Raw genomic sequence first — 13,028 nt, forward strand, 5'->3', positions numbered from 1 at the left:
CGTCCCCGGTCGCAAGACCGACGTCAAGGGACGCCCAGTGGATCACCCGGCTCGTCGAACACGGCCTGGTGCGACCCTCGTTCGTGCCGTCGGAGCCGATCCGCCGGCTACGGGACCTGACCCGCTACCGGACCGAGATCGCCCGCGACCGTACCCGGGACGCCCAGCGCCTGGAGAAGCTCCTCGAAGACGCCGGGATCAAGCTCTCCAGCGTGTTCTCTGACATGCTCGGCGTGTCCGGCCGGGCCATGCTGGAGGCCCTGATCGCCGGTGAACGTGACCCGCGGGAGCTGGCCGAGCTGGCCCACCGGCGCATACGCGGCAAGATCCCCATCCTGGTCGAGGCCATGACCGGCAACTTCACCGACCACCACGCCTTTCTGGCCCGCGCGATGCTCGACCGCATCGACGCCGCCACCGCCATGGTCGACCGTCTCAGCCAGCACATCGACGCCGTTCTCGTCCCGCACCGCCGCGCGTTGGAGCTGCTGGCCACCATCCCCGGCGTCAGCACCCGGGCCGCCCAGGTCATCCTCGCCGAGATCGGCCCCGACATGAACCGCTTCGCCGATGCCGGACACCTGGCCTCCTGGGCCGGGGTCTGCCCCGGCAACCACGAGTCCGCCGGCAAGCAGCCCACCGGCAGGACCCGCCACGGCGACCCCTGGCTCAAGGCCGCCCTCGGCCAGGCCGCGATGGCCGCCAGCCGCACCAAGAACACCTACTTCGCCGCCCGCTACCGACGCCTGGTTGCCCGTCGTGGCAAACGCCGGGCCCTGGTCGCGCTGGAACACTGCGTCCTGATCGCCGTCTGGCACATGCTCACCCACGACATCGAATACGCCGACCTCGGCGGCGACTACTTCCTCCAACGCACCGGCAAGAGCCGAGCCACCCGCCGGCTCGTCAGCCAGCTCAACCAACTCGGCTACCAGGTCCGCCTCCAGCCCGTCGAAGCCGCCTGAACGGCCCGGCGGTATTTGCCACCAACGAATTTTCGTATCAGGGATGCCGGGTCCGGGGCGGGTGGCTGGCCATCAGGCCAGTGACGGAACGCGCGTCCCGGACACCAAGAGGTACGACCCGATGTGCGATCCACGGCCCGCCGGGCGTGCGGGCGCCCGCGTGACCGCGCAACCTCTGCTCACCCCCGGCCGAGGTACCGGCTCGGCATGCGGACGGTCGGCGCCCGGATCACGCTGGGAGCATGACCGGCGCGACGATCACCGTGCACCGGCCCCGTAAAACCGGCGGCCGGCACGGCACCGTCCACGGCCACGACATCGGCCTTGCGCACTCCGACCGCGATCTCGTGAAGTTCCTGCGGCAGGCCGGCACCGATGAGACGGATGCCGAAGCCATGGTCAACGGCGACTCCCCCGAGATCACATGGCAGGGAGCACCCGCACACTGAGGTGACGGACCGTCATAGAGAATGCACCAGAGTCGGCTGGGCGCCATCCTGGCGGAAGAGTTCAGGCTCAGGACATTATCGTCACGTCAGTCACGTCAGGATGACTGCGGTACTGCATGCGGAAGTTGGGCTGGGAGACCCTGACGCGTGATCAGGATATGGATGCGTCGGCCGACGGGTCAGGCCGAAGCCGGGGCTCGAGGAAGGTGGCGGGCGGAGCACCGGCCGCGGAGCGGGGCTCGGCCTGACGCGGATGTGCCGACTCGGGAGAACTGAAGGAAGGGGCGTCGCTGTCCAGGGGAGTGCGTAGGTCTGTGGTCATCGGCCCAGTCTGCCGTACCTCCCGGCCCCAACCGGCGGGATGGCCCGTGCACCCCGCCCTTCATCTGACGGTCGTGCCCTCTCAGGCTAACAAGATATAATGGGGCGTTTCACGTCACGGTGTCACAGAGGGGGTCGGTTCGGGGACCTGGAGGCGGTGCCGCTGTTGTCGTCGCAGCCAGTGCGCCGGTGCCTCGTAGGCGGCGGGTCGGTGGAGTGCCCCGGTGCGCAGCGCCAGGTGCCGTGTTAGAGCTGGCGATCGCCGAGTACTCCTCCTCCAGCCAAGCCCGCGCCCTCTCCGGCTGCTGGCGTAGGAACGCCGAGCCGGGCGCTGCGGGGGCGAAACCGTACCGCCGCAGCCACTTGCCGACTCTCTGCTCGGTCATCGACACCCCGCACACCAGCTTGATCAGGGCTTTCACTGAGGCACGGGTCTACAGCACCCCGCTGTGCCCGACGTCCGCCGGGGTGTAGTCCCGCATCGCCTGCAGCACGGCCCGCGCGCGCAGCCGTCGAGCAACTGGCCCATTCCGGACCGCGGTTGCCGCACCGCCGCGGCAAAGCCTGACCACCCCCAGCCAGGAAGGACCGCCACCAGGTGCCCACCGACCTCTCGGAGACCCCGAACACCTCCGCAGCCTGACCGTACGTGCGCACCCGACCCGACTCCAACGCCGCGACCACCCGCAGCCCCAGGGTTTCCCGCGCAGCGGGCGCCAGCCGCCGCATGTCACCCTCGATCGCACCCGACCACTGAGCCGGAAACCCCATCAGTTTCGGCACAATAACGTCGGCCATGGGGTGCGAGAGACGGACAGTTCTTACTCCGGGATGTTCAGCGAGAATTCACTACTCCACACCGGACCGACACCCCAGTACGGGCCCTTCTGTGAATATTTCACGGACACGGAATAATTTCCGCTCCCCGGAAGCCTCACCCATTCGCCATGGAATTCACCGGCACGTTCAACGGTGCCGCCGGCAGCATTCCCCGTCGACAACACCACACCCTGGTATTTGATGGCATGAGACTGCTCCGGAAGGCATTTGTAGTTGCTCTTCGATACATACCACACCCCTCCCCATTTGTAGGCGCAGTTCCGGACGCGGGTAACCGCGCGAATCTTTCCGTTGCCGTCTGTTTCCAGACAGTGCTGTACGCGCGATTCCACCAGGCCATCCCGGCCTTCGTAGTCGTATCCGTCGCTGCAATACGTGTTCCCTCTCCTCGGAGTCATGCCCCTGTTGGGGGAGCCAAGGAAGTCTATGACTTTGTTGACCACCCATGGATCCCTGTGGATTTCGTTATGCCCCAGGCAGGGAGTGACAACATTGGTTGCGCCGTTGACGGCCGAGGTCTTGCCTGCCCTCACAGGGAAATTGCTTGGTACTCCACCGACGATTCCATCGCAGTAATACCCCGGCAGTTCGTTGGTTCTTCCCTCTCCTACATTTGAGCGGAATGTAGCATACCGCGTCGGGCCCGGTGTGGATTTAGCGGGATCCTCTTCACCCTCGTTCAGCCTCTTGACGAAAGAAGACCCCTCGGCCATCTCGGCACCTTGGACAGCCAGGGCGGTTCCATGGATCGGAGAGGCGATTCCCGCCCAATGGGCGACCAGAGAGCTTCCTCCCATTTTCCTCAGGTACCAGAGGGTGGACAAGCCGCCCATGGAATGGGAAACGAGATCGACCTTTCCGTCAGGCGAGTTCTTCGCTTTTTCTTCGACGACTTTCCTGAGTTCGGCCGCGATCTCCTCGTTCCCCTTTCTTGTCGAGTCGTATCCCCAGGCGAAGAGTTCACCGTCGGCATATCCGGCGCTCCGGAAATTCTTCTTCATGTCGTCAAACGTTGCGGGTTTTCCGCTCCATCCGTGGACGAATATGACAGGCCTGTTCCCCCCTTCCTGGCGAACGGCAGCATGCGCCGACAGGGGTTGGGTCTGGGACAGGATCGCCGTGATCGCACCTGCGGCGACAAACGCCGTGAGGCGGTGTCGCGCATAGCGACCAACCGGTTGGAACTTGCCGGAACGAGTCGATGACATCGAATTTCCTTCCCCATGGCCTGAGCACGTGGTTGAAACAGGGACACTGCGCCAAATGGGCGTCGAAGCCAGAAGACGGGGAGCTTCAGCATGGCCACCCCGCCCCGTTCCTCACTCATCGCGAGAACCATCGAAGTGATCGTCTCCGGTCGGTCAGCGCGGGACATCGGTGTAAACCCGCAAGGTTTCGGCGGATTTCCCGCAACCGGGCGGAGAGTTCACGCATGGCAGCGGCGAGCCCCTGTCGCTGTGCCGACAGTATCCGCGCCCTGGACGCGTCAGACATCGAGCGGCCAGCCAGCGCGTTCGCGGCCGGCAGCCCCGTAGCCGACCTCGGCGGCGAGGCCGTTCTCCCCGGCCCTCCGCCGTCCGCCCCCTGCGCAGGCCGGGCTCCACCGCCGCGTCTTCACCGCGGTTCGCCGCGGCAGCGGGGAACACTCCCTACTGCGATTTGCCTTGGCCGGATCCCGCGATCAGGCCGCCGCCCTCATCACGGCCTGACCGGAGCCTCGGAGAGGACAGGGGGCCGTCATACGCTGCGGCGGTCACAAGGGACCGGAATTGCGGCCCGCACGGTGGTGCCACATCCGGTGCCGCCGGAGGTGAGGGAGAACGTCCCGCCGTACGCCTCGCACCGCCAGCGCATGCCCTCCACCCCGTACCCGGGTACGGTCGCCGGGGAAGTGTGTGAAAGTCCGCATCCGTCGTCGGTGACGGACAGCACGACGTGGTGGTGGCGGTATTCCAGGGACACGCGCACCTTCTCCGCGTCTGCGTGTTTGACCACGTTGCTGAGGGCTTCCTGGACCACGCGGTAGGCGGCGAGGCACGCCTCGTCGTTCGCCATGGGGGCTCCGAGCCGGTCGCCCTGAACGTTGACGTCCACGATCAGCCCGTTCTCGGCCGCCACCCGCGCGGCGAGCGAGCGGACCGTCTCGGCCAGGCCCAGCCCGCGCAGGGCGACCGGGTGGAGGGTAGCGACGATACTGCGGAGTACAGAGGCCAGTTCGTCGAGGCGGCCCATGGCTTTTCGCACCGATGCCCGCAGCACATCCGGGTCTTCTTCGGTGAGCGCCGCGTCGAGTTGCCGCCTGGTGAGGGCCAGGAGCTGAAGTACCTCGTCGTGGAGTTCTCCGGCGATCAACCCCGCGTAGTGCTCCTGCCTGCCGAGCAGGGCGCGGGCCCTGCCCTGCCCGAGCAGCACCCTGGCCTCGGGCCAGGCCAGCACCGAGTACACCACCGCCGCCAGGAGGAAGGCCAGCGCCACGTATCCCGCCTCCGCGCGGAACAGCCAACTGCCGGTCAGGGCCGCGAATCCGCAGGCCACCATGGCCAGCAGCACACGGACTTTCGGCATCGCGCGGGCCATGACCGCCAGGACGCCGGTGGCCGAGGCGACGGCGAGGGCCGCGACGGGCCGGACGGGCAGCGGCTCCTCGGCGACGGCGTCCACCGCGTAGGCGACCGTCCCGAGGAGGGCCAGCGCCAGGCACAGATCGCGTACGAGGCCGAGGACGTGCGGCCGGTGGATCGCGGAGCGCTCGCGGCGGCCGCTACCCATGGGGCCCCTGGGCCCCGGGGGGCGGGCCGGTGCGCCGGGCGTAGGCGACGAGGTCGGCCCGGGAGACCAGTCCGAGCCGGTTGCGCAGGGCGGCCCTGAGACTCTCCACAGTGCGTACGCTCAGCGTGAGGCGTGCGGCGACCTCGCGGTTGGTGTGCCCGTCGGCCAGCAGCGCCAGCACCTGCCCCTCCCGCAGGCTCAATGCCTGCTGGGACACCGGGACATGCGCCACGTCCACACCGAGCGGGGGTTGTACGTAGCTCCCGCCGGTGGCCACCGTGCGCGCCGCCAGGACCAGTTCGGGAACGGACGTGTTCTTCGACAGGTAGCCAGACGCTCCCGCGGTCAGGGCCCCGCGCACGAGCGCTGCGTCCTCGTACATGCTGTGCACGAGAATTCCCATCTTCGGGGCTACCGCCAGCAGTGCGGGAATGACCGACAGCACCGGTCCGGACTCCAGCACCATGTCCAGCACGAGGAGATCGGGGCGACTCGTTCTCACGACGTCGACCGCCTCGTGTTCGGCCGCGGCCTCCCCCACCACCACGAAGCCCTCCGGCTCCAGAAGCGCCCGGGTACCGGCTCTCACCGTCAGGTGATCATCGACCAGAACAACGGTCACGGGAGCGGCCATCAACTACCGCGTCCTGGGCACCGCATGAAAACCACGGCTCCTTATGCGGGAACGGGACGCGTCCCACCCTCCGGTACGCGACCACCACTGTCAACCATGTGCACGAGCGGTAGCCGAAGCATCGCGCCACGAATTCCCCGCAGAGCGGTGACAGCACTTTGCGGGAAATCCGCGAGAACCTTGCGGCATTCCCCGGATGCGAGCGCGGGTACGGCGTTGGGATTCTCGGTCCACTCGGTTCTCGCTCCGCAAGGTCACAGGCGAGACCACCAGCCTCACCGAACCCGACCAAGAATGGAGAGACAAGTGGCCCTCAACCTCCCTCGCACGGCGCTCGCGGTCACCGGGGCGGCACTGCTGTTGTCACAGCTGCCCACGGGCACGGCGGCGGCCGCGACCAGTACTCCGTCCCTCAGCGTCATGGCGTTCAACGTGGAACAGCTGCCGTCCATCACCGAAATCGCCGGCACCCCGGGCAGCGACCGCAAGGCCATACGGAGCAAGATCGCCTCGGGGCTCATCCAACGCGAGAACGCAGACGTCGTCGTCCTGGATGAGGCGTTCAACGTGTACGCCGAAGGCATGCGCAGGGAGTTGAGGCAGCGCTACCCTTACCAGAGCTCGCTCGTCGGCGAGTACTGCAGCGGACAGACGCGATGGACAAGCTACGCGGGCAATTGCAGCAACTCCCCGTTCGTGGTCAACGGCGGCGTGACGATCCTCAGCAAGTACCCGATCGCCGAGTCCCACCAGCTCGTGTACAACAACTCCGACAGCAATACCAGCGACTACAAATCCAACAAGGGCGCCGCGCTCGTGCGTCTCAACGTGGGCGGGGCGCCTGTATGGGTCGCGGGCACACACCTCCAGGCAGACGAGCCGTCGAGCAGTCCGATCGCAAGTACTCGGCAGGTCCGTCTCAAGCAGCTCCAGGAACTTCGGTCCTGGGCCTCGGAAAAGGCAGGCGCTCGCCCTGTAATCGTTGCCGGAGACTTCAACGTCGAGTACTACAAGACGGACCCGGGTAACGGCCACGCGCCCATCGATCTCGACAGCAGCGAACTGTCCAAAGCCGACAGGGCACTCGGCGGAAAGCTCGCTCCGCAGCAGATCTCCGCATACACCTACGACATGGTGGACAACGCGCGGGCCAAGCTTCGGGACGACGAAAAGAAGAGCTACGCCAAGTACCGCAACCGCCTCGACTACATCGGATACATCAACGGAACGGCCGCCGCTCCCTCCTTCACACAAGGACGCGTGGTGAGCTACGACGACCTGCCCATGGGCGCGGACGGCGACCCCTTGTCCCGGATCCCCTCCGACCACCAGCCGCTCGTCTCCCGCGTTACCCTCGCCCAATAGGCCCCACGCCGGGCCGGATTCCACGACGCCCACCTACCGGCCCCCAGGGCTCTTGCAAAGTCTGATGATCTTCTGACGTTGCAGGTGGTGGAGGTGTGACTGGATGCAACGAAGCTCCGTTGTGGTGAGAGAGGTCTCAGGCCCCTTGCCAACAACGGAGCTTCGGTGATGCGTGAGTTTGCCATGCCCATGCTGTCGTGTTCTGTCGCCCCGGCGGGTGATGGCGCGGCGGAGAGCGTCGATCTGCGCAATCGTCGCGGGCTGCGGTATCCGCTGATCGCGCTGGTGAGAGCGGCGGCCCGGGGGCCGTGCTGTCCCCTTCGGTGACCACGACGGGGACTTCCAGACCGCGCCTTCCTCGCGAGCGTTCGCGTGCTCGGCGAGGGCGTCGACATCGTCGGCGAGCGCGGCGTCGAGGCCGTGTGCTTCGCGGACACCCGCGGCTCCCAGGTCGAAATCGTCCAGAACATCGGCCGCGCCCTGCGCCCCAACCCCAACGGAACGACGAAGACCGCCCGCATCGTCGTGCCGGTCTTCCTCGAACCCGGGGAAGACCCCCACGACATGATCGCCTCGGCCAGTTACGCACCGCTCGTCGCCATCCTCCAAGGCCTGCGCTCCCACGACGAACACCTCGTCGAACAACTCGCCTCCCACACCCTGACCCGCAGCGCACACCAACGACAAGTGCACGTCAGGCGCGACGCGGACGGCCACATCATCGGCGCCGCCAACAGCAACGGCGACGCCGATGGGGGCAGCGGCGGTGAGGACCAGGAGGACACGCAGGCCGCTGTCGAGTCGGCGCTGCTCCACTTCTCCCACCCCCGCGGCCCCGCCACCATCGCAGCGTTCCTCCGCACCCGCGTCTACCGGCCGGAATCACTGAAGCCCCGCCATCTTGAAGTCACAGGTCATCGGGGTGGCGTGATCGTCCGCGAGGGTGCTCGTGCTGGCCGTGGTCGGCAGTCTGCGCTCTTGATCGTCCGTCAACTTGAGAGTTCGAGGTTCGAGAGGACCAGCAGGGTGCGCAGGAGGTTGGTGGCGCGGGCGGGGTCGGTGCGGAGTTTGGTGAGGATGCGCCAGGTTTTCAGGTGGGCGAAGCCGTGTTCGACGGGGGCGCGTGCGGCGGCCTGGACGCGGTTGGCCTCCTTCTGGCCTGGGGGAGTTTGCGGGCGCGGGTGGCCTTGTAGCCGGTGACGACGACCGGGGCGTCGGAGTCGTCGTCCAGGCCGAGGAAGCCGAGGTCGGCCAGGGCGCCGAGACCGGCGGCACGCAGATGTTCGAGGATGTGGTCGCGGCGGGCGGCGGTGATGTCATGGGTGCGGCCGGGGCGGGCCGCGGAGATCCAGATCAGGCGGCCCTTCTCGTCGGTCAGGGCGAGGAAGTGCAGGCCGTGACGTCGGTGTTTTTCCCGAGTAGTTGGGCCGGTTGTCCTTGCCGGTGCGGCGAACGGTGGGGATGAGGGTGCCGTCGATCAGGACGACCTCTCCGCCCTGCGTGGCGATCCTTTTCAGGGCGCGGTCCAGGCGCGGGGCGCGGACGGCGAGCAGGGATATCAGCTCGTCTCGCCAGCGCCGTATCGTCGTTTCGCCGACCTCCTTGCCGCCGGCCATGTCGGCGATGCGCTGGTCGTGGCGGAGCACGGCGAGGACGATGACGACGATCTGTCCGGGCTGAAAGCGGCGCCAGCGCGAGCCGATCGTCTTGAGATGGCGGCGCAGCAGGTCGGCGCAGTATTCGTTGGTTTTCCGGGACACCGGCAGGCGGCACTGGTAGACAGGGAAGCCGGTGTCTCCGACGGTCTCGTTGATGTTCTTCATGCACACGTCGAAGTCAACGGCCGCCGGGGGCGCCCTGGTTATGGGTGCGGCCCTGGTTCTACAAGGTGAGCTGGAAGCGTCCGTCGGGCAGCTTGCGCAGCCAGCCGCGGCCGGACAGTTTGGTCAACTTGCCGCGCAGCGGCTCCAGTCGGCCCTGCACCTCGACCTCGATACCCAGCACGGTGCCGACGTCCTTGACGCGTACCGGGCCGCCCGCCTCCCGCAGGATCTGCATGATCCGCTGGTAGTCCGGCGGCAGCGCGTCCTCGCCGACGCCCGGTCCGCGGTGCGGGACCAGCAGCACGCCACGGCCACCGACCTGCGCGGGCACCGCCTGCGTGGCCGCCTTCTCCGTCTCCAGCTGGGCGTGCATGCGCTCCCACACGCGCATCGCCGCGGCGAGATCCTCGCGCTCGGTGCGGACCTGCTCGATCTGTTCGACCAGGAGCTTCTCCTCCTCGTCGAGTTCGGCTCGGCGGGCGGCGACGCGTTCGGCGACTTCGCTGATCTCCGTCATCCCGCGAGCCTACGAAACCCGCTCTGCCCCGTGACCTGGAAACGGACAGACCGCCCGTGACCGCTCCCCGACGATCAAGACGGCGGGCTACCGCCCGCCACTGGCCAGAGGTCCCCTCGGCAGCAGCACACAAGCTCCCTTGACCAGCGAAAATCAAGTTGGCGGAGCTTCACTGAACCGCCGACATCCTGGCGGCGGCGGAGGCGGGCGCGGCCGGGTATCTGCTCAAGGACACGCCGCCGGAGGAACTGGCTGCGGCCGTACGCACGGCGGCCGCCGGTCAGTCGGCGCTCGCCCCGGCGGTGGCGCACCGGCTGATGGACCGGATGCGCACCCTGACCGAGGCGCTGACCCGCCGCGAGCTGGAGGTGCTGCAACTCGTCGGCGACGGGCTCTCCAACCAGCAGCTCAGCAAGCGGCTCTTCCTGAGCCAGGCGACGGTCAAGTCTCATCTGGTGCGTATCTACGCCAAGTTGGGAGTGGAGTCGCGCACGGCGGCGGTCGCGGCCGCCTCGGCGCCCCGGCTCATTCGCCAGCCGGGGTGAATTCGTCTACGCCCCCGCGTCAGGGGCGGCAGTGCGGGGCATGGATGCGTCATGTGCCCGGCCTGACCCCGCGCGGAGGCCCGTATGCCACAGACAGCACGCCAGTACTGGTGGAATCTTCAAGGACGCACCAGGCTCAACTTCAACTGGGGCATCATCAATCACGACTCGACCGTGATCGTCACCGCGTCCGAGTACAGCGTGGACAACAACGACCCCCGACACAGCCCCCGGTTCGTCGGCGCCGCCACGATCACCGTGGAGAACATCAGCCCGCATTCGCCGCCGTACGACCCCAACCACGGCGTCACGTTCACGGTCAACGTCGAGTGGGGCTCCCCGCTGCACATCGTCACCGACATCACGGTGCTCGACGGGCCACCCGTCGACATCGAGTACCAGAACGGCTGAGGGGGGCCGATGCCGCGTACCGCACGTCAGTACTGGGCCGGTCTGCAGGGCCGGACTGCGCTGAACTTCAACTGGGGCATCATCGACCACGACTCGACCGTGATCGTCACGGTCTCCGAGTACAGCGTCGACCCGAACGACCTCAAGCACAGTCCGAGGTTCGTGGGCGCGGCGCCGGTCCGGGTGAGCAACATCAGCCCGCACTCGCCGCCGTACGATCCCAACCACGGGGTGGGGTTCGTGGTCACGGTCGACTGGGGCTCCCCGCTGCACATCGTCACCGACATCACGGTCCTGGACGACAAGCCGGTCTACCGGCTGTGGGACGGCGGCCGGCTGGCCTTCGTCATGCAGCACCAGCAGCAGACCAACTGGTGCTGGGCGGCGGTCTCCACCAGCATCTCGCTCTTCTACAACGCGGGCAGTACGTGGACCCAGTGCGCGGTGGCCAACCAGCAGACCGGGCAGACCGACTGCTGCGGCGCCGGGGCGGGCGGCGCGAACTGCAACTCCCAGCAGCCGCTGGACAACCCGCTGAGCATCGTCGGCCACCTCGACCACATGGTCTCCAACAAGGTGGACTTCGCGACCGTGGAGTCCGAGATCAAGGCGGGCCGCCCGCTCTGCATCCGGATCGGCTGGTCGACCGGCGGCGGGCACTTCCTCACCGCGATGGGCGTGGACGCGCCGTTCAACAGCTCGGACGCGATCGTGGCCGTCGACGACCCGATCTACGGCCGGTCCGACCAGGTGTACAACACGCTCGCTACCAACTACCAGGGCAGTGGAACCTGGACCCACAGCTACTACACCCGGGCATAGGGACGGACCATGGCGCTTCAAGTACCGCAGCCACCCCAGGAGTCGCGTTCCGCCGCCGAGGCCGGGGTCGAGCTCCTCGCGGGCCTCGGCCGGGTCCGCCCGACGGCGACGCTGGTGCCCGCCGGGGCCGACGAGCTCCGGCTCACCCATCCGCTGGAGATGTACGTGATCGGGCTCGCCGATCTGCCGGACGGGCTGGCCGGGGCGCGGCCGGTGGCCTGGCGCTATCTCGTCCAGCACGCGTCGGGCCCGGTCGCGCTCGCCGAGACGGTACGGGACGAGGCGGGCGGCCATGTCTTCAGCCAGCTCAACTACGGCCCGTTCGTGGCCGGAACGGCGGCCGCGCTCGACGCGGCGGGGCGTGCGCCGGGCGACGCGGAGGTGCGTCTGCTGCATCTGCCGGCCGTCCACCTGATCGCGGTCTGGCTGCACGGCGAGGCGTCGGACACGCTGATCCCGGCGGCCCCGGCCCCGCCCGGCGTCGAGGCGGACCGCGCGTATTCGGCGACGGAGCTCTTCACCCTCCTCGCCCGCGACGCTCCGCAGGACATCCTGCCACCGCAGGCGGAGGACGACCGGGGCGGCGGCTGACGGAGCCGGGAGTTCACCCCCGGAGGATGAAGTCCGCCGCCGTCGCATGGCGCAGTTCCCGGGCCGCGCCCTTCGAGGGGCGGGGCACCGGTACGGTCAGGAGCGGGCACTCGGCGTGCCGGCGCACCGGGGCCCACCAGGCGCCGGGCGGACGCCAACGACCAGCAGGTCATCGGGCCCGGCGGGGCCGTCACCCTCCCCGCCGGGCGCCTGGGGCGTACGGGCCCGTCAGTGCCGGGGCAACAGCCCCGCGCCAGGCTCCTACGAACATCCGGGCCAGGCCGCAGTTCCACCATGCAGGCAGGACAGGCAGCCGGACCGTGTCCCCGTGTCCGACCAGCGGGTTGAGCCGGACGGCGCAGGCAGGATCTGCCCACCCCCAGACCCTGCCCCGCCACCGGGGGCCCCGACCCCAACGGCCTCCCGCCCGGCCAGGGTCCCCACCCCACAGTCGCCACAGTCGCTCCCCCGGCGGCCCCGGGCGAGACGGTCGCGGACCGAACCCCGCTCACGGTGGCCGCACCCGCCGGGCACAGGCACACGCCAGCCTTTCGGGAAAGCCCAGGCCCCAGCACGGATCACGCTCCGCATTGCGGGGATACGGTTCTACGGCGTGTCGGGCGTGGTGGCGGCTGGCTGTTCGGAGGCGATCCGTGCTTCGTCTTCGGCGGTGTCGGCGCCGGCTGCCCGGTTCTTGCCCCAGCCGCGGTGGACGACGAGCAGCTGGTCCTCGGTGCCGTTCTTGTCCCGGTAGACGATGGCGGCCGGTCCTGCTCCGCTGAGGTGGTCGGGGAACTTTCGGTCAGGCGTCCAGGTGCTGCCGGTGCGGTATTTGGTCCACCACAGGTTCTGGTCGCCGGAGCCGTAGCCCCGGTGGATGCCTTACTGATCGTTTCAGAATGAACCTCGCCTGGTGGGTTGTGTGTTGGGTGATGTGTCGGCAGGATCTGCTGTGTGCCTGCTGATCTCGTGCCTG

General features: G+C 68.2%; 13 protein-coding genes and 4 pseudogenes. 8 read left to right on the plus strand and 9 right to left on the minus strand.

Annotated features, from left to right (window positions below):
* The first annotated feature begins 68 nt into the window (after positions 1 to 68).
* Positions 69 to 965, plus strand: coding sequence for an IS110 family transposase (locus tag ACIQ8J_RS33075; RefSeq protein WP_403276490.1), 897 nt, complete (start codon positions 69 to 71; stop codon positions 963 to 965).
* 242 nt (positions 966 to 1,207) lie between these two features.
* A complete protein-coding gene (locus tag ACIQ8J_RS33080; RefSeq protein ID WP_403276489.1) occupies positions 1,208 to 1,414 on the plus strand; it encodes a hypothetical protein in 207 nt (68 codons plus the stop codon).
* A gap of 431 nt (positions 1,415 to 1,845) precedes the next feature.
* On the opposite strand, the gene ACIQ8J_RS33085 is transcribed toward ACIQ8J_RS33080, so the two are convergent.
* The 5 genes and pseudogenes from ACIQ8J_RS33085 to ACIQ8J_RS33105 all read right to left on the minus strand — a co-directional run bounded on the left by ACIQ8J_RS33085 (position 1,846) and on the right by ACIQ8J_RS33105 (position 5,966).
* On the minus strand, positions 1,846 to 2,157 hold the full coding sequence (locus ACIQ8J_RS33085) for a winged helix-turn-helix domain-containing protein (protein ID WP_403276488.1): 312 nt from the start codon (positions 2,155 to 2,157) through the stop codon (positions 1,846 to 1,848).
* A 151-nt stretch (positions 2,158 to 2,308) separates the two neighbouring features.
* Positions 2,309 to 2,533, minus strand: a pseudogene (locus ACIQ8J_RS33090) (hypothetical protein); the annotation flags it as partial.
* A 23-nt stretch (positions 2,534 to 2,556) separates the two neighbouring features.
* Complete coding sequence (locus ACIQ8J_RS33095) at positions 2,557 to 3,783, minus strand: lipase family alpha/beta hydrolase (RefSeq protein WP_403276487.1); 1,227 nt, start codon at positions 3,781 to 3,783, stop codon at positions 2,557 to 2,559.
* A gap of 529 nt (positions 3,784 to 4,312) precedes the next feature.
* Positions 4,313 to 5,344, minus strand: a complete 1,032-nt coding sequence (locus ACIQ8J_RS33100) for a sensor histidine kinase (protein WP_403276486.1) — start codon at positions 5,342 to 5,344, stop codon at positions 4,313 to 4,315.
* Positions 5,337 to 5,966: a response regulator gene (locus ACIQ8J_RS33105; protein ID WP_403608055.1), complete on the minus strand. Its 630-nt coding sequence runs from the start codon at positions 5,964 to 5,966 to the stop codon at positions 5,337 to 5,339. Before ACIQ8J_RS33105 ends, ACIQ8J_RS33100 begins: the two co-directional genes overlap by 8 nt.
* 318 nt (positions 5,967 to 6,284) lie before the next feature.
* On the opposite strand from ACIQ8J_RS33105, the gene ACIQ8J_RS33110 reads away from it, so the two are divergent.
* Complete coding sequence (locus tag ACIQ8J_RS33110) at positions 6,285 to 7,343, plus strand: sphingomyelin phosphodiesterase (protein ID WP_403276484.1); 1,059 nt, start codon at positions 6,285 to 6,287, stop codon at positions 7,341 to 7,343.
* A gap of 348 nt (positions 7,344 to 7,691) precedes the next feature.
* Positions 7,692 to 8,231, plus strand: a pseudogene (locus tag ACIQ8J_RS33115) (helicase); the annotation flags it as partial.
* Positions 8,232 to 8,332: 101 nt separating this feature from the next.
* Here the strand turns inward: ACIQ8J_RS33115 and ACIQ8J_RS33120 are convergent.
* From ACIQ8J_RS33120 to ACIQ8J_RS33135, 4 genes and pseudogenes are all read right to left on the minus strand, one after another.
* Positions 8,333 to 8,467, minus strand: a pseudogene (locus ACIQ8J_RS33120) (IS5/IS1182 family transposase); the annotation flags it as partial.
* Entirely contained in the window at positions 8,434 to 8,736 is a 303-nt protein-coding gene (locus ACIQ8J_RS33125; protein WP_403608061.1) for a transposase family protein, read from the minus strand. The gene ACIQ8J_RS33125 and the pseudogene ACIQ8J_RS33120, both read right to left, overlap by 34 nt.
* A complete protein-coding gene (locus ACIQ8J_RS33130) occupies positions 8,660 to 9,166 on the minus strand; it encodes a hypothetical protein (RefSeq protein WP_403276482.1) in 507 nt (168 codons plus the stop codon). The genes ACIQ8J_RS33125 and ACIQ8J_RS33130 overlap by 77 nt, the downstream gene beginning before the upstream one ends.
* A gap of 58 nt (positions 9,167 to 9,224) precedes the next feature.
* On the minus strand, positions 9,225 to 9,683 hold the full coding sequence (locus ACIQ8J_RS33135) for a hypothetical protein (protein WP_403276480.1): 459 nt from the start codon (positions 9,681 to 9,683) through the stop codon (positions 9,225 to 9,227).
* A gap of 179 nt (positions 9,684 to 9,862) precedes the next feature.
* Here ACIQ8J_RS33135 and ACIQ8J_RS33140 point away from each other — a divergent pair.
* The 4 genes and pseudogenes from ACIQ8J_RS33140 to ACIQ8J_RS33155 all read left to right on the plus strand — a co-directional run.
* Positions 9,863 to 10,228, plus strand: a pseudogene (locus ACIQ8J_RS33140) (response regulator transcription factor); the annotation flags it as partial.
* An 84-nt stretch (positions 10,229 to 10,312) separates the two neighbouring features.
* Positions 10,313 to 10,639: a hypothetical protein gene (locus tag ACIQ8J_RS33145; protein WP_403276479.1), complete on the plus strand. Its 327-nt coding sequence runs from the start codon at positions 10,313 to 10,315 to the stop codon at positions 10,637 to 10,639.
* A gap of 9 nt (positions 10,640 to 10,648) precedes the next feature.
* Positions 10,649 to 11,461, plus strand: coding sequence for a papain-like cysteine protease family protein (locus ACIQ8J_RS33150; protein WP_403276476.1), 813 nt, complete (start codon positions 10,649 to 10,651; stop codon positions 11,459 to 11,461).
* 9 nt (positions 11,462 to 11,470) lie between these two features.
* Complete coding sequence (locus ACIQ8J_RS33155; protein WP_403276474.1) at positions 11,471 to 12,052, plus strand: hypothetical protein; 582 nt, start codon at positions 11,471 to 11,473, stop codon at positions 12,050 to 12,052.
* The last annotated feature ends 976 nt before the right edge of the window (positions 12,053 to 13,028 follow it).

It is taken from the genome of Streptomyces sp. NPDC094147 (assembly GCF_044764265.1).
Taxonomy (GTDB): Bacteria; Actinomycetota; Actinomycetes; order Streptomycetales; family Streptomycetaceae; genus Streptomyces.

Coding starts and splice junctions, on each gene's coding strand:
- ACIQ8J_RS33080 (WP_403276489.1), top strand. CDS start 1,208: ATGACCGGCGCGACGATCACCGTGCACCGGCCCCGTAAAACCGGCGGC.
- ACIQ8J_RS33095 (WP_403276487.1), bottom strand. CDS start 3,783: ATGTCATCGACTCGTTCCGGCAAGTTCCAACCGGTTGGTCGCTATGCG.
- ACIQ8J_RS33100 (WP_403276486.1), bottom strand. CDS start 5,344: ATGGGTAGCGGCCGCCGCGAGCGCTCCGCGATCCACCGGCCGCACGTC.
- ACIQ8J_RS33130 (WP_403276482.1), bottom strand. CDS start 9,166: ATGAAGAACATCAACGAGACCGTCGGAGACACCGGCTTCCCTGTCTAC.
- ACIQ8J_RS33135 (WP_403276480.1), bottom strand. CDS start 9,683: ATGACGGAGATCAGCGAAGTCGCCGAACGCGTCGCCGCCCGCCGAGCC.
- ACIQ8J_RS33145 (WP_403276479.1), top strand. CDS start 10,313: ATGCCACAGACAGCACGCCAGTACTGGTGGAATCTTCAAGGACGCACC.
- ACIQ8J_RS33150 (WP_403276476.1), top strand. CDS start 10,649: ATGCCGCGTACCGCACGTCAGTACTGGGCCGGTCTGCAGGGCCGGACT.
- ACIQ8J_RS33155 (WP_403276474.1), top strand. CDS start 11,471: ATGGCGCTTCAAGTACCGCAGCCACCCCAGGAGTCGCGTTCCGCCGCC.